Source organism: Streptomyces sp. MK7 (assembly GCF_032658145.1).
In the GTDB taxonomy this organism is placed as follows: Bacteria; Actinomycetota; Actinomycetes; order Streptomycetales; family Streptomycetaceae; genus Streptomyces; species Streptomyces spiralis.
The window spans coordinates 152,249-167,115 of record NZ_JAVACL010000007.1 but is presented as its reverse complement, the minus strand read 5'-3'; the positions used below and the strand labels follow the sequence as shown (position 1 = coordinate 167,115).

At 69.1% G+C, this 14,867-nt stretch carries 13 protein-coding genes; 9 read left to right on the top strand and 4 right to left on the bottom strand.

Annotation, left to right across the window (positions count from 1 at the left end):
- The first annotated feature begins 489 nt into the window (after nt 1-489).
- From R2S09_RS12105 to R2S09_RS12095, 3 genes are all read left to right on the top strand, one after another.
- Nucleotides 490-858, top strand: a complete 369-nt coding sequence (locus R2S09_RS12105; RefSeq protein WP_306187423.1) for a hypothetical protein — start codon at nt 490-492, stop codon at nt 856-858.
- Nucleotides 830-1,507 (top strand): CBS domain-containing protein, encoded by a 678-nt coding sequence (locus R2S09_RS12100; protein WP_306187421.1) that lies wholly within the window; start codon nt 830-832, stop codon nt 1,505-1,507. Before R2S09_RS12105 ends, R2S09_RS12100 begins: the two co-directional genes overlap by 29 nt.
- 663 nt (nt 1,508-2,170) lie before the next feature.
- Nucleotides 2,171-4,081, top strand: coding sequence for a multicopper oxidase domain-containing protein (locus R2S09_RS12095; protein WP_316740882.1), 1,911 nt, complete (start codon nt 2,171-2,173; stop codon nt 4,079-4,081).
- 295 nt (nt 4,082-4,376) lie between these two features.
- Here R2S09_RS12095 and R2S09_RS12090 read toward each other — a convergent pair whose 3' ends face one another.
- Complete coding sequence (locus tag R2S09_RS12090; RefSeq protein ID WP_316740880.1) at nt 4,377-4,892, bottom strand: YceI family protein; 516 nt, start codon at nt 4,890-4,892, stop codon at nt 4,377-4,379.
- A 92-nt stretch (nt 4,893-4,984) separates the two neighbouring features.
- On the opposite strand from R2S09_RS12090, the gene R2S09_RS12085 reads away from it, so the two are divergent.
- The 3 genes from R2S09_RS12085 (at nt 4,985) to R2S09_RS12075 (ending at nt 6,799) form a co-directional block, all read left to right on the top strand.
- Nucleotides 4,985-5,551 (top strand): MarR family winged helix-turn-helix transcriptional regulator, encoded by a 567-nt coding sequence (locus R2S09_RS12085; protein WP_306187415.1) that lies wholly within the window; start codon nt 4,985-4,987, stop codon nt 5,549-5,551.
- A 362-nt stretch (nt 5,552-5,913) separates the two neighbouring features.
- On the top strand, nt 5,914-6,489 hold the full coding sequence (locus R2S09_RS12080; RefSeq protein ID WP_306187413.1) for a TetR/AcrR family transcriptional regulator: 576 nt from the start codon (nt 5,914-5,916) through the stop codon (nt 6,487-6,489).
- A 124-nt stretch (nt 6,490-6,613) separates the two neighbouring features.
- Nucleotides 6,614-6,799 (top strand): hypothetical protein, encoded by a 186-nt coding sequence (locus tag R2S09_RS12075; protein ID WP_306187411.1) that lies wholly within the window; start codon nt 6,614-6,616, stop codon nt 6,797-6,799.
- A gap of 114 nt (nt 6,800-6,913) precedes the next feature.
- Here R2S09_RS12075 and R2S09_RS12070 read toward each other — a convergent pair whose 3' ends face one another.
- Entirely contained in the window at nt 6,914-7,600 is a 687-nt protein-coding gene (locus R2S09_RS12070) for a DUF305 domain-containing protein (protein ID WP_316740876.1), read from the bottom strand.
- 886 nt (nt 7,601-8,486) lie between these two features.
- Between R2S09_RS12070 and R2S09_RS12065 the strand changes: the two genes are divergently transcribed.
- Nucleotides 8,487-9,929 carry an MFS transporter gene (locus R2S09_RS12065; protein WP_306187408.1) on the top strand — a complete coding sequence of 481 codons (1,443 nt, stop codon included), beginning with the start codon at nt 8,487-8,489 and terminating at the stop codon, nt 9,927-9,929.
- A 224-nt stretch (nt 9,930-10,153) separates the two neighbouring features.
- Here the strand turns inward: R2S09_RS12065 and R2S09_RS12060 are convergent, their stop codons facing one another.
- A complete protein-coding gene (locus tag R2S09_RS12060) occupies nt 10,154-11,419 on the bottom strand; it encodes an MFS transporter (RefSeq protein WP_316740872.1) in 1,266 nt (421 codons plus the stop codon).
- Nucleotides 11,416-12,774, bottom strand: a complete 1,359-nt coding sequence (locus tag R2S09_RS12055; RefSeq protein ID WP_306187406.1) for a rhodanese-like domain-containing protein — start codon at nt 12,772-12,774, stop codon at nt 11,416-11,418. Before R2S09_RS12055 ends, R2S09_RS12060 begins: the two co-directional genes overlap by 4 nt.
- Nucleotides 12,775-12,862: 88 nt before the next feature.
- Here R2S09_RS12055 and R2S09_RS12050 point away from each other — a divergent pair, with 88 nt between their 5' ends.
- Nucleotides 12,863-13,531 (top strand): metalloregulator ArsR/SmtB family transcription factor, encoded by a 669-nt coding sequence (locus R2S09_RS12050; RefSeq protein ID WP_316740871.1) that lies wholly within the window; start codon nt 12,863-12,865, stop codon nt 13,529-13,531.
- The gene (locus R2S09_RS12045) at nt 13,528-14,724 is read left to right on the top strand and encodes a cysteine desulfurase family protein (protein ID WP_306187404.1); all 1,197 of its coding nucleotides are present in this window, start codon (nt 13,528-13,530) and stop codon (nt 14,722-14,724) included. The genes R2S09_RS12050 and R2S09_RS12045 overlap by 4 nt, the downstream gene beginning before the upstream one ends.
- Nucleotides 14,725-14,867 lie beyond the last annotated feature (143 nt).

Sequence of the window (14,867 nt, the reverse complement as noted above, 5' to 3'; positions counted from 1 at the left end):
TCGCCGTCGCCCGCAGGTCGAAGGCCCCGCCCGCGTTGACGACACCGGGCCTCGTGGGCGCGCGACAGCGGCTGCCATGTCGGTGTGGAGGTGCACGGAGCGGCCGTAGCGCATGGCGGTGGCGCCAGTCAGTCGGATAGTGCAAGACCGAAGAACCCCCTGGGGCACTTTCTCAGTCGTGTATCAACTGCCGGGTACTCTCTCCGAGCAGCAGCCTGCGTTCTCAGTGGTGCCCGTCGCCGAGCGCTGCCCGTGGGCGAGCACGCCGGTCGGGCCTTTGGCCGCCGACCCCGGGCCGGTCGGCACATGTGTGCGGCGGTCACGAAGGCGTGGGCTGGTATGCGCGAAGGGGCGGAAGCCTGGCATCCGGTAGGGAGTGCCGATCGGGGGGCGCGATGCCGGTACGACAGCTCGAGGAGAGGACGGTGACCGGGCTGGTCGCCGACGCCGTACCTGGCGACGTTCGACTTCAAGAGCAGCGACCAGCACATGCCGGTCGATGCGCTCTCAGATGGCGAGCAGAGCGGCCTCAACCTGCCCCTGTCCCTCAAACAGGCCGGAAGCCTGCTGCTGCTCGACGGGCCGACCAATGAACTCGATACCGAGATTCTGACCTCACTGGAGAACGTCCTGCCCGTCTTCCCCGGCTGCGTCATGGCCACCGCCCACGACCGGTCGTTCGGGGAATGCCTGAGGGCGGCGGCGATCCTGTTCCACACCGGCATCCGGGACCATCCGCCCCGCAGCGACCGCATGCGGAAGGGGCACAGTGGAGGGGTGGGGGTAGTTGGCGCCTCTACGGCACGACGCGCAGGAAGGAGCTGCGACGATGACCGCCCAGCACAGCACAGTCAGTGAGGTGATGACACGAGATGTCGTCACCGTCCGACCGGACACCCCGTTCAAGGAGATCACATCCGTCCTGTCCAGGCACGGCATCAGCGCCGTGCCCGTGGCCGACGAGCAGGGTGCGCCGGTGGGGCTGGTGTCCGAAGCCGATCTGCTCCGCAAGCAAGCCGAACAGCCCGGGAGGTACGGCGGTCAGGCAGCACCGCCCGGGTGGCCGCACGGAAGGGCCAAGGCACGAGCGGAGAACGCCGCCGGGCTGATGACTTCGCCCGTGGCCACCGCTCACGCCGACTGGCCGGTCGCCCAGGCGGCCCGTGAGATGGACCGCCACCACGTCAAGCGACTGGTGGTCGTGGACGCAACAGACCACATCATCGGCATCGTCAGCCGCCCGGATCTGCTGCGCGTCTTCCTGCGTCCCGACGAGGAGATACGCCAGGAGATACGCGACGAGGTTCTGACAGCGATACTGCGGCTGAGCGGACAGGATGTGCAGGTCCAGGTTCACGACGGCGTCGTCACCCTGCGTGGCGAGGTCGAGAAGCACAGCACTGCCCAGATCGCCGAACAGCTCGCCAAGGGCGTGGACGGCGTGGTCACGGTCAGGCCGATGATCGACTACGTCATCGACGACAGAGCAGCCGAAAGCCGGGCATAGTTGATTCGAGCCCCTTGGCAGAGGCGCTTCCGTACACACGTGACCCTGGGTGGCTTTCCCGCCGCGAGCGAACTGGGCCCGCTTCTGTGAAAGCCGCCCTGGGCGGGATCTCCGCGGCAGGTGTGTGTCAGCCGGGTGTCCAGGGGCTGCTCATGGTGCAGGCGGCTGATGGTATCCGTGAGCTGCGAAGCACGGACGGGACCTGAACCGGCAATGCCCGGTCCGGATGGGCCCGAGGGCGTCGGTGACGAGCATGTTGGGGATCGGTAACCGACGTAGACGCTCCTCGACGGGGGCGACGAGGCCGTGGTTCGCGATTACCGTGAGGTCGGTAGCGGCCCTGCGGTCGAGCGGGACCGGGCAGCCGTTTCCGCTGTGCGCATGCCCGCCGCGGCGGGTACGACCCCTCTCGTGGGAGCGGCGGGGGACGGGATGAACGAGTTCGGCCGCACCGGGAGACGGGTTTACACGTATTCGGACTGACAGTAATAAGAGATTCTAATTCCGATGTCTGTCGAATTGTTGCTGAGATCGGCTCAACGAGTGGCGTTTCCGGACAGGACCGGCGTGCTCCAGCAACGTACCGAATCAGCCTTGTACACCGTGATCGTTACGTGAGGCGATGGAAGGCTGGAAACGGTGATTGCGCGAAGGAAATTCCTCGTGGCCGGCGCTATGGGGGGTGCGGCGATGCTTCCACAGGGTGTTCTGGGAGTGCCGACGTATGCGGCGACGGCGCACCCGCCGACAGGGTGCAAGGACCCCGCGGGAACGCCGAACACCCCTCCGCTGGAGAAGTTCGTCGACCCGCTGCCCAGGCCGGTGACGGCCATCCCGGATCCTTCTGTCTATCCGGGCGCCGACTACTACGAGATCACGATGCGACAGGGCTTGTGGCGCTTCCACCGGGATCTCGGGCCGTCACCTGTGTGGGGTTACTGGGCCACGAACCCGCACGATCCTCACAAGCCGATCGGCATGGGCTATCTCGGGCCGACCATCAGCACCACGCGTGACCATCCGACGGTCGTCAAGTGGCGCAACGAGCTGCCGACCACCCACATGTTCCAGTTCGTGATCGACAAGATTCGCAACGGCGACCCCGAGCTCGCCCCGATCGCTCCGCCTCCCTACAAGAGCGTCCCGCCCTTTCCCCCGAATATCAGCGTCTGGAACGTCGTACACCAGCATGGCGGTTACACAGCACCACAGTCCGACGGCATGCCGCTGCAGTCGTTCAGTCCGGACGGCATCCATGCCGAGTCCTACTCCACCCTGGACCCGAGCCGGGTCAAACCCAACGAGGCGATCTACGGCTACACCAACCACGACCGTTCGTGCATGCTCTGGTATCACGATCACGGCATGGGAATGACCAGCCTCAACGTCTACGCGGGCCTTGCCGGTCTCTACTTCATTCGTGACCCCGCCGACGAGCGGCTCGGGCTCCCGCGTGGCGAATTCGAGGTCCCCCTCATCCTGCAGGACCGGACCTTCCACCGGGACGGCTCGCTCGCCTACACCATGACCCAGAGGGAAGGCGAGGACACCCCGGTCGTCAACGGGAAGGCATACCCTTTCCTGGCCGTTGAGCCGCGACGCTACCGGCTGCGCATTCTCAACGCTTCGAACGAGCGTTTCTGGCGGCTGAGGTTCGACGTTCCCAGAGACGTACTTCTTGAGCCCCCACTGCCGTTCTGGCTGATCGGCACCGACAGTGGCTTCCGCGCTCCGCTGCAAATGCTCGATTTTCTGATCAGCCCGGCCGAGCGGTACGACCTGATCGTCGACTTCAGTCGGATGCCCATGGGTACGAACGTCACATTGACGAACTACCCGGGAACACAGGTCCACTTCCCTGGCATCCCCGGATGCGGACCGGAAATCGCGGAAATCATGCAGTTCCAGGTCACCAAACCACTGTCCGGAGGCGGGGACAGGACGACGCCGCCCAAGAAACTCAAGCTGCCGGCGGTGGCACCCATCAAGCCGAAACCGCACACCCCTCGGCGGGAATGGGTCGTCTACCAGCACAAGCTCTTCAGCACCATGACGTTCAACGCGGTGCCCTTCATGGAGCCGTCCCAGGACTTCGTCAAGGCGGACTCGACCGAGATCTGGGAGTACATCAATCCCAACCATGACGCCCACCCGATGCATGTCCACCTCGTCGACTTCCAGGTGCTGAACAGGCAGCCGATCGACGCGGCCCGCTACCAGACGGATTACGACAAGTGGATTTACGGTGGCCGCAAACCCGAGGACCGACCGGTGTTGGCGAAATATTTCACCGGGCCACCGATTCCGCCAGACCCGGACGAAGCGCTGTCCTACAAGGACACGGTCAAGGCCCATGCGAAGATGGTGACTCGAATCATCATTCAGGAATTCATCCCGCCGACGGATACGATCGCGTCGATTCCGGGCAGCGGCGCCGAGTTGCCGGCGACGTACATCCACCACTGCCACATTCTCGAACACGAAGACGACGACTTGATGCGCCCGTGGACGATCGTCGGCCACGACGACCACGATGATGGTGACCACGGCGGCGGCCACGGCCACGGCCGCTGATGGGATCGATCGACCCGCGAGTGCCGGTCCCGGCCAAGAGGAAGGGCGCACCCATCGGGTTCGCCTTCCCGCTACAGGACGGCAACGTCTCGACGCTCGATGTCCCCGGGCCGGAGCAGATCGCGTCCCTCTGGGACCCGATGACCACCAAGTTCGAGGGTGCCCTCCGTAGGGCCGGCGGAGGAGCGAGGAGACCGCCGCCAGTTGTCCTCGTGGATGGGGCAGTATGCCCGGCGCCCGAATCCTCCGCCGGCACCGCAACGACCTGTCGCCCGGCCTACTGCCGACGGCCCAGTCAGTCCTGGGTGCGCCGGAAACGAAGGACGGCGTTCACCGTGGTCACGTCGCGCATCATCCCCGCCTGGTTCCAGGTCAGCCCGAACTCCCTGCGGTCCACGGTGAAATCGGTGGTCAGGGTGGCCGCGTCGGTGCTCGCCTCGGTGACGGTGGCGGTCAGGGTCAGCGGCCGGGTGGTGCCGCGCACGGTCAGGCTGCCGTTGACCTCGACGGCGGTCTCGCCGCGCGGAGTGACCTCGCGGACCTCGTAGATGATCTCCGGGAACTCATCGGTGGCGAAGAAGTCGGCCGAGCGTAGATGGGTGTCGCGCTTGGCGTTCTTGGTGTCGAGGGAGGCGGAGCCGACGGTGACGGTGCCGGTGGCGGTGCCGTCCGGGCGGACCTGACCGTCACCGGAGAGCGTGGTGAAGTGCCCCTTCACCGTGACCAGACCCCACATCGTCTTGTGCCGGACGGCGACGGTGGAACCCTCGCGATCCAGATGGAAAGCGCCCGACTTCACGCCTGTGGTCATGGAGACTCCTTGCCGATGCTGGTGGTCCAAATTTGTACGACCTCAAGCTAGCACGCAGTCGTGCAAATTTGGACCACAGGTATCATGGACGCATGCCCGGCTCCATCGATCCCGCCTCCACCGGCCCCTCTCAGACCGGCGATGCCTCGGGCTGCCCGGCTTCGGACGGGGGCGGGCTGCTGCCGGCGGAGCTGCGGACCTGGATGCGGGTACTCGCCGCCGCGGGCGCCGTCGAGCAGCAGCTGCGCAAACATGTGAAGGAAGCGATGGGGGTCTCGCACGATGAGTTCCTCATCCTGTGCCTTCTGGCCGACCAGCCGGGGAACACCCTGCGAATGACGCGGATCGCCGAGCTGCTCGGCCGTCCCAAGACCCGCCTGACCTATCAGGTGGCCTGCCTTCAGCACGCGGACCTGGTCGCACGCGAATCCGTCTGCGGCGACCGGCGCGGTGTCGCCCTGACGCTGACCGACAAGGCCCGGCGGCTGCTTGCCCAGCACACCCCCGCCCTGGTCGGGACGGTCAACCGGGCCCTGGCCGACTCCATCGGCCCCACGCACTGCGAGGCCCTCAGCAGCCTGCTTGCCCAGGTGTCCGCCGCTCCCGCTGCGACACCGGACCCTGACTCCCCTGCCGGCGATTCGAAGACGGTCGGCTGAACACTCGGGATGGGCGACAGCGCCCCATGCCCTCACCCCCTCCCAGACGCTGCCCGCTTCCCGTGCATGGCCGGCATCGTGGAGCGGCCGAGCAATCGCTCCACTTCGGCGCCCTCGACGTCGAGGGCCACCTCACCACCCCCCATTCCGAGGCCGAAGAGACCGAGGCCCAGTGCCACGCCGGGTCCTGAGCCTCAGCCGCTCCGATGCCGATCAGTGCGGCAGCGGCTGCCACCGCCGTTGTTCCGGCCGCGATGACCGGCCGCGCGCCCCAGCGGGCGACGAGGGCGCCCGAGCATTCGAGACATAGTGACTCCTTCTCGTCGCCATGTATCGGGTTCGTCGTCTCGTACACTGAACTCGTGCCGAAGCTGTGGAACGAGACCATCGAGGAGCACCGGCGCGCCGTCCGGGATGCGGTGCTGGAGACCACGGCGAAGTTGGTGGCAGAGCAAGGGCTGCGGGCCGTGACGATGTCGCGGATCGCAGAGGAGAGCGGCATCGGCCGGGCCACGCTCTACAAGTACTTTCCGGATGTTGAATCGATCATGGCCGCCTGGCATGAGCGCCAGATCGCCGGTCACCTCGACCAGCTGGCGCAGCTCCGCGACCGGGCCGGGACGCCCGGGGAACGATTGGCCGCGGTGCTGGAAGCCTACGCGTTCATCCAGCAGCAGCGGCACGGCCATGGGGGAGAGTTGTCGGCGCTCCTGCACCGAGGCGACCACGTGGCGCACGCCGAGAAGCATCTGCGGCAGTTCATCCGGGGCTTACTGGTCGAGGGCGTGGAGGCGGGCGAGGTGCGAGACGACGTCGCGCCGGACGAGCTGACCGGGTACTGCCTGCACGCCCTCGCCGGTGCCGGCGGCCTGACCTCCAAGGCGGCGGTCAGGAGGCTCGTCGCGGTCACCCTGTCCGGGCTGCGGCCCCGAGCTTGACCATCAGAGCCTGACCGCCGGGCTGCCCTTGCCTGGCGCTCCCGTCCTCCGCGGCGAGTTTGTCGTCGTCGAACGCGCCGGCGGGACGCCGCTGATGGACCTCAGGATGTTCACGAGGTGACCAGTGGTCACGGGCGCGTCCCTCATACTCGTCGCCACCGCGCTCCTGATCGCGTTCCTCCTCCTCGGCTGGGTGTATCTCCGACACGTACGCGGATTCAGCGGCCTGGTGCTCCTGCCCGAGGACGAGGGTGAGGGCGACGAGGGCGACGAGGGCGCTCGCGGCGGCCGCGACCGCGCTGAGCGCTGAAGGCATCCGTGAAGCCACAGCTAGGCCGAGCGAGGCGACCGCCAGGCCGGGCAGCCGCCCCGCGCGCACACTTCCGTCAGCCGGCATCCCCCATGGAGTCCGAGGCGTCTGTGGCTACGAGGTTGTCGACTTCCCGTACCAGTCACGAAGCCAGGTGCGCAGCTGAGTGATCTCCGCGTTCTGGGCGGTGGCGATGGAGTGGGCCAGGGTGATCAGCCGGCTGTGGGTGGCGTGTCCGGGTGCGGTGTCTGCCGCGAGGACGGCGGCCTTGTGGTGGGCGATCATCGCTTCCACGAAAGCCTGGTCGACGCTCGTACCGGCCCGCATCGTGGCCATGTCGCTGGACATCGAGCCCATGTCCGCTTGCATGGACCTCATCATCTGCCCGATGTCTGCGGTCATACGGGCGGTCGCTTGAGCAGGCGTGAGTCCGTACCAGCTGTTCAGCCAGCTGGTCATGTCGCTGATCTCCTGGCTCTGGGCGGTGATCAGCCGTTGCGCCATGGCTCTGAGCTCGGGGCGAGTGCCGTGGGCGAGCTCCATGCGGGCCATCGACACGGCCATCTCGTGATGCGGGATCATCCCGGCCATGAAGGCCTGCTCGAACGCGGCCCCGTGCAGTTTCTGCAGAGCGGCGGTGTACTGCCGGGCCATCTGCGTCATCTGGTCCCCGCCAGGCTGCTGCGTGGCACTGACTGGGGCGGGGGTCGCCGCGAGGGCAATCGGTGCCAGCGTCAGTGACGAGGCGAGACTTGCCGGGACGAGAACGGCGGTGGCCGCACGGCGTGCGGGAGACGGCATCGGGCCACTTCCTTCCGAAAGAGGTGTCCGGATACCCCGAGTATCGCCACCGTTGCACAGCGTGATGCTGCGGGCAGGTCGGCGTCCAGCGGAGTGAGGTGCCCCGATCCGGCCGACGAGGCTGGTGGCTGCGGGCAAGGCGTCTTCCGCTGCGACGGATGTCATTACTCCGACTGGGTGATGTGGCTGGCACTGGCTGTCGGCGGGAGCTCGATGGGCTCGAGGTCCAGATCGCCCGCCCTTCGTGATGATCTTCGCGTGGAGCGGGGGAATCCGAGACGATCCGGCGAGCCGCGCTGAGTCCTGCGACCCCCGGCGGTCCTGCTGCCGAGCCCACGTCGAGGTCGAGGATCACATCGGTCAACGGTGAGAGATCGTCGTTCTCCGTGTACGCGATCGTGAGTGACAGGCCGATGGCCGGCACGAGCTCGTACGCCTTGGACAGCAGCCTTTGACCTCCCCCGGTGTCGCCGGCGGCCGCGTGGCGCTGTGCCACCGCGAAGATCTGCCGTGCCCGGTCCATCTCGGTGATGCGGCAGGCGGAGAAGTCCTCCAGGACGAACTTGGTGTCGTCCTCGCCGAAGAACTTCTCGAAAGGGTTGACGAACGACGTCCTGCCGCTCTTGTTACGGCCCACGATGGGTGTGGTTCTCGCATCGATGCGGACGTCGGCGTTGTTCAAGGCGCGGAAGTCGAACACCTGCGCGTGGGTCGGCCGCATCGCTCTCCTGCCATCGTCCCAACTCGCCCTCCAGTGGCGGTCTGAACGGCGCCGTGGAGGCGCGGAGTTGATCGCTGATCCGCTGCCTTACATACCCCCTACGGGTATGTTACGGTGCAACGCGACGGTACCCCCCAGGGGTATGTGAACAGGAGAGGTGAACCCATGTCAGCCGTCAATCCCCGGCGCTGGTGGGCACTGGTCGTGCTCGCCGCCGCTCAGTTCATGGTGATCATGGATACGTCGATCATCGGGGTGGCGCTCCCCGAGATGCAGAAGGACCTCGGCTTCTCGCAAGGCGAGTTGCAGTGGGTCTTCAACGCGTACGTCATCGCGTTCGGCGGGCTGCTGCTGCTCGGTGGCCGCCTGTCCGACCTGCTGGGGGCGCGCAAGGTCTTCAACACCGGTTGGGCTGTGCTGATCGCCGGGTCCGTGGTCGCGGCTGCCGCGCAGACGGCCTGGGTGGAGGTCGTCGGCCGCGCCGTGCAGGGTGTGGGCGGTGCGCTGATCGCGCCGTCCGCCATGACCCTGCTGATGATGCTCTTCGCGCACGACCCGAAGGAGCTCGGCAAGGCCATGGCGCTGTACGGCGCGGCCGCGCCCGCCGGCGGCACGGCCGGCGTGTTCCTCGGCGGTGTGTTCACCGAGTGGCTCAGCTGGCCGTGGGTCTTCATCGTCTACATCCCGATCGGCGTCGCGACCCTCGCCGCCACCAAACTGCTCCCGGCCGTCGGCGGCCGACGCGGTTCCGTCGACGTGCTCGGTGCCGTCGCTGTCACCGCGGGCCTGGCGCTCGCCGTCTTCGCCATCGTGCGAGCCCCGGAGACCGGCTGGACGTCGACCGCCACCGTGCTGCAACTCGTCGGCGCCGCCGTACTGCTCGCGCTCTTCCTCGTGATCCAGAAGTCGGTGCGCGAACCGCTGATGCCGCTCGGCATCTGGCGCGTGCCGCGGCTCGGCTCGGCCAACCTTGCGATGACCCTGCTCGGTGCCGCGTGGATCCCGATGTGGTACTTCCTCAACCTCTATCTGCAGCAGGTGCTCGGCTACGGGGCCTTCGCCTCGGGTGCCGCGCTGCTGCCCATGACCGGCCTGCTGATGATCTTCATGACCGCCATCACGGCCCGGCTGCTGGCCAGGTTCGGCGCCAAGCCGTTGATCGGCGGCGGCCTGCTCATCCTCGCTGCGGGCCTGCTGTGGCTGTCCGCCGTGGAGCCGACCGGCACCTTCGCGGTCGACGTCCTGCCCGCCTCACTCGTGGCCGCGCTCGGCATGTCCCTCGCCTACATTCCGGCGATGATGGCCGCCATGTCCGGCGCCCCGCGGGAGCAGGCCGGTCTGGCGTCCGGCATCGTCAACACCACCTACCAGGTGGGGTCGGCCCTGGGCCTTGCCGCACTGACCGCCGTGGCGACCTCGCAGGGCGCCGGACGGTTGGGCAACCTGCTCGCCCTCACGGACGGTTTCAGCGCCGCCTTCGTCTGGGCCGCCGCGATCGCCGCGATGGGCGGGATCGTCACCCTGCTGACGATGCGGAGCGAAGCGGCGGCCATGACGAAGCAGCCCGACGCCACCGCGGCAGCACCGGATGACCGGGCTGCGGCCTAGCTCAGCTAAGCGAGCGCGTGCGGAAGGGCCGCCGCGGCGCAGTCCGCCACGGGACCACACCACACCACGTCCGAGGCCGTCCGGCTCCGGGCAACCCGGGGGCACGGGCGGCCCTGAAGTCTGTTCGGAAGAGCAGCACACGCGACGAGGAGCCGCCAAGGCGTTCCATCTGAACCGGGCCGGCCGGCACCTCGGATCGGGCGGCTGCCGTGAGGCCGGGCTGCTCATGTGCGCGGGTGGGTTTCGTACATTCTCGCGGCCACCACGAGGCCGGAGACGGCGGTGAGCGCGGCGACGGCCCAGATGGCGGTGGTCAGGCCGTAGACGTCGGCGAGGGCACCGGAAAGGAGGGCGCCGACGGCGAAGCCGCCGTCACGCCACAGCCGGTAGACGCCCACCGAACGGGCGCGCCAGGCGGGGTGGGCGACGTCCCCGATGGCGGCCAGCAGGGTCGGGTAGACCAGGGCAGTGCCGGCGCCGAGGAGGACCTGGGCGGTGGCCCAGACGGGGAATGCGGTGCCGATGGCGACGAGGGCGATGGCGACGGCCTGGAGCAGCATGCCGGCCGTGATGAGGTGCTTGCGGCCGATCCGGTCGGACCACCAGCCGGTGAACAGCTGCCCGAAGCCCCATATGGCGGGGTAGAGGGCGGCCAGGACGCCGATCTGGGCGACGGACAGACCGTGGGCCGCGAAGAGGAGAGGGAAGATGCCCCAGGCGAGGGCGTCGTTGAGGTTGTTGACCATGCCGGCCTGGCTGGCGGCGGACAGCGCCTTGTCGCGGATGCTGGTGATCCGGGCGATCTGGCCGGTCGTCAGCTCGCCGTGGTGGTCGGGATTGCTCGGCGCCGGGTGGAGTGCGGCCTCGGCGCGGGCATGGCCCCGGGTCTCGTGGACCGCGAGGGTCGAAAGGCCCAGGGCGAGGGCGGCGTAGGCGGCACCGAGGAGGAACGGGGCGGGGCGAAGCCCCCAGTGGGCGGCGATGGCGCCGGTGGCCAAGGCGGTGGCCGCGAGGGCGACATAGCTGGAGGCCTCGTTGAAACCCATGGCCAGCCCGCGGCGGGCGGGACCGACCAGGTCGATCTTCATGATGACGGTGGTGGACCAGGTCAAGCCCTGGTTGACCCCGAGCAGGACGTTGGCGAAGACGATCCAGCCCCATGTCGGTCCCCAGATCAGGAGGACCGGTACCGGCAGCGCCACCAGCCAGCCGGCGACGAGGACGGGTTTGCGGCCGTAGCGGTCGGAGAGGGTGCCGGCGAAGAAGTTCGTGATCGCCTTGGTGGCGCCGAAGGCCACGATGTAGGTCAGCGCGGCGGTGTAGGCGGACAGGTGGAACGCGTCGCGTGCGAGCAGCGGCAGCACGGTGCGCTCCTGGCCGAGCATGCCGCCCACGAGGGCGTTGACGGCGACGAGCAGGGCGAACTGGGCGATGTTGGCGCGCAGTCCGAGCTGTATGCCGCTGCTCGGGGCGGTGGTGCCGGCGGTCACGCGCCCTCCTCGAGGGGGCGGCCGGTGGCCTTTGCCCAGTCGTCGGGGCCGCCTGCGAGGACGGCGAGGTCGTGGTGCCCAGCACGCTGGAGGAGGCTCGCGGCGGTCATGGCGCGTTCGCCGTGTCCGCAGTGCACGACGGCACCGTCCGGGGCTTCGCCGGTGCGGGCGGGCAGGTCGCCCAGCTCGATACCGAGGGCGCCCGGCATGTGTCCGGCGGCCCACTCACCGTACTGACGGACGTCGAGGACAGGGCGGTCGGTGAGGCGGTCCACGGTCAGCAGTTCGATGGTCTGTTGCTCGCCGCCGTCGCCGGTCCAGGCTGTCATGGGAAGGTGGCCGGCGAGGCGCTCGTAGCCGATCTTCAGGGCCTGCCAGGTGAGTTCGGCCAGGTCCTGGCCTGGGGCGGTGACGAAGACCAGCGGGGTGGTGTCGGGCAGCAGCCAGCCGAGCCAGGTGGCGAACTGGTCGCGCAAGGGGATGGAGACGGCGCCGGGGACGTGCCCCGCGGCGAAATCGGCGATGGGGCGGACATCGACGATCTGCGCCCCGTGGCCGAGGAGCCGATGTACATCGTGCACGGTCAGCGAGGGGAGGACGGGTTCGGCTTGGAGGGCGGCGGGGCCGCGCCGGTTGGCCTCGGCGAGGCGGTCGAAACAGGCGGGGTAGGAGCCCAGGCTGCCGAGCAACTGCCGTACGAAGGTTTCCTCGTCCGCGGCGGTGAGCAGCGGGTTGGTCAGCTTCTGGGCGCCGATGGTGGTGGTGCGTTCGGCGCCGGGCGGGGCGGAGCAGAACGACCCGGCGCCGTGGGTGGGCCAGACCGCCACGTGGTCGGGCAGCTCGGACAGGCGGCGGAGCGAGCGGTACTGCGCGCGGGCCAGTTCTTCGGCACGGTCGGCACCGAGCAGATCGGTGCGGGCGGCCGAGCCGACGATCAGGGATCCGCCGGTGAAGACTCCGAGTTCCTGCTGCCCGTCCAGGAGCAGGAAGGACAAGTGCTCGTCGGTGTGACCCGGGGTGGCCAGTGCCCGCAGGGTCAGTCCGCCCAGGTCCACCTCGTCGCCGTCCGACAGGCCGTGGTGCGGGAAGGCACGGTCTCCGGCGCTGGACGCGAGGATCGTCGCCTCGTCGTCGTGGGCGAGCTGGACGGCGCCGGTCAAGAAGTCGGCGTGCAGGTGGGTGTCGGCCGCGAAGGCGACACTGAGACGGCGACGCCCGGCCGCTCGGCGCAGGGCGCGGAGGTCCCGGCTCGCGTCCACGGCCAGGGCGCGGCCTCCGCCCAGGTCGACGAGGTAGGCGCTGTTGCCCAGTCCGGCGTCGACGAGCGGTGTCAGGTGATCGTCGGCGAAGCCCATGGGATCCTCCAGGTTCAACGGCGGCGAACGGGTCGCTCCCGGCCCCAGCCGTCACCTACAATATTCCATGGATTTATGGAGGATGCCCATGGGAGACGCCGCGCGCAAGGCCGCTCTCTACGACGCCTTCGCCCGCACCGGCAAGGCACTGAGCAGCGGGAAGCGCCTGGAACTGCTCGACCTGCTGGCGCAGGGCGAGCGCCCTGTCGACGCCCTCGCCAAGGCCGCCGGTCTGAATCTGACCACCGCCTCGGCACACCTGCAGACCCTGAAGCAGGCGGGACTGGTCGCCACGCGCCGCGACGGCGTGCGCATCTACTACCGGCTCGCCGGGGACGACGTGGCCGGCCTCTACGCGCTGCTGCGGCAGGTCGCCCGGAGGCATCAGGACGTGGTCGAGCCCGCCCGCACCGCCTACCTCGGTCCCGACGACGCGGAGGAGGTCGGCCGCGAGGAGCTGCTGGCCCGTGCGGCGGCGGGTGAGGTCGTGGTCCTGGACGTGCGGCCCGCGGAGGAGTACGCGGCCGGCCACATCCCGGGCGCGCTCTCCATCCCGGTCGAGGAACTCGCCGACCGCATCGCCGAGCTCCCCGAGGACACGGAGGTGGTGGCGTACTGCCGGGGTGCCTACTGCGTGCTCGCCTACGACGCCGTACGCCTCCTCCACGCACGCGGGCGCAGGGCGCTCCGGCTGGTGGACGGGATGCTGGAGTGGCGGCTGGCCGAACTGCCCGTGGACACGGAGATCGCCGCGTGATCCGCCGGCACCCCGGACTGCGGGATGGCCCGCTCTACCTCGACTACAACGCCACCACCCCCGTCGACCCCCGGGTGGTGAAGGCGATGCACCCGTACCTGACGGAGTGGTTCGGCAACCCCTCCAGCGGCCACGCCTACGCCGGCGAACCCAGAAACGCCCTGGCTCGCGCCCGCCGTCAGGTGGCCGATCTCATCGGCGCGCAGGCCGGGGAGATCGTGTTCACCGGCACCGGCTCGGAGGCCGACACCCTCGCGCTGCGCGGCGCCGTGCTGGCGGCAAAGTCCGACCGGCCCCACGTGATCACACAGGTCACCGAGCACCCGGCGATCCTGGAGACCTGCCGGGCCCTGGAGCGGCTGCACGGCGTGCAGGTGACCTGTCTGCCGGTCGACGAGAACGGTCTTGTCCGCCCCTCGGCACTGGCTGCCGCCCTCACCGAACACACCGTCCTGGTCTCGGTCATGGCCGCCAACAACGAGACCGGCGCCCTGCAGCCCATCGCCGAACTCGCCCGCGTCACGCACGCGTACGACGCGCTGTTCCACTGCGACGCGGCGCAGGCCGTCGGCAAAGTCCCGCTCGACGTGCGCCAGTGGGGCGTGGACCTGCTCACCGTCGTGGGTCACAAGATGTACGCGCCCAAGGGCATCGCCGCCCTGTACGTGCGCGACGGCATCACCCTCGAACCACTCGTCCCCGGCGGAGGACAAGAGCGAGGGCTGCGCGCCGGCACGGAGAACGTCGCCCTCGCCGTCGCCCTGGGCGCCGCGGCCGAACTCGCCGCCCAGGAGCTGGCCGCCGGCGGACACGACCGCATCCGCGGACTGCGTGATCGGCTCCACGCGGGACTGGTCGAGGCGTTGCCAGGCCGGGTCCACCTCAACGGGCCGGCCGAAGACCGCCTGCCCAACACCCTCAACGTCAGTATCGACGGCGTCCGTGGCCACGAACTCCTGGCCGCCCTTCCTGGATTGGCCGCGTCCACCGGTTCGGCCTGCCACAGCGGCGACCACACGCCCTCGCCCGTCCTGCGCGCCATGGGACTGTCCGACGACCGCGGTCTCGCCGCCCTCCGCGTGTCCCTTGGACGCTGGACCATCGCCGGCGACATCGAGCGCGCGATCCACCTGCTCGCCACAGCCGGCCGCAGCGCAGCCCGGCACCGACCACCCAGCCGGCCGGCCCGCTGATCGTGGACGGCACCGGCATGCCGCGCGCGGTCCTGCTGCTGCACCTGCGCGCCCGGATCGCCGACGCCGCACCGGGCACCGAGGTCCACCTGATCGCGGACGATCCAGCCGCGCCGCTGGACCTGGCAGCGTGGTGCCATGTG

Coding starts and splice junctions, on each gene's coding strand:
- R2S09_RS12090 (WP_316740880.1), bottom strand. CDS start 4,892: ATGACCACAGGCGTGAAGTCGGGCGCTTTCCATCTGGATCGCGAGGGT.
- R2S09_RS12055 (WP_306187406.1), bottom strand. CDS start 12,774: ATGGGCTTCGCCGACGATCACCTGACACCGCTCGTCGACGCCGGACTG.
- R2S09_RS12070 (WP_316740876.1), bottom strand. CDS start 7,600: ATGCCGTCTCCCGCACGCCGTGCGGCCACCGCCGTTCTCGTCCCGGCA.
- R2S09_RS12065 (WP_306187408.1), top strand. CDS start 8,487: ATGTCAGCCGTCAATCCCCGGCGCTGGTGGGCACTGGTCGTGCTCGCC.
- R2S09_RS12050 (WP_316740871.1), top strand. CDS start 12,863: ATGGGAGACGCCGCGCGCAAGGCCGCTCTCTACGACGCCTTCGCCCGC.
- R2S09_RS12105 (WP_306187423.1), top strand. CDS start 490: ATGCCGGTCGATGCGCTCTCAGATGGCGAGCAGAGCGGCCTCAACCTG.
- R2S09_RS12085 (WP_306187415.1), top strand. CDS start 4,985: ATGCCCGGCTCCATCGATCCCGCCTCCACCGGCCCCTCTCAGACCGGC.
- R2S09_RS12100 (WP_306187421.1), top strand. CDS start 830: ATGACCGCCCAGCACAGCACAGTCAGTGAGGTGATGACACGAGATGTC.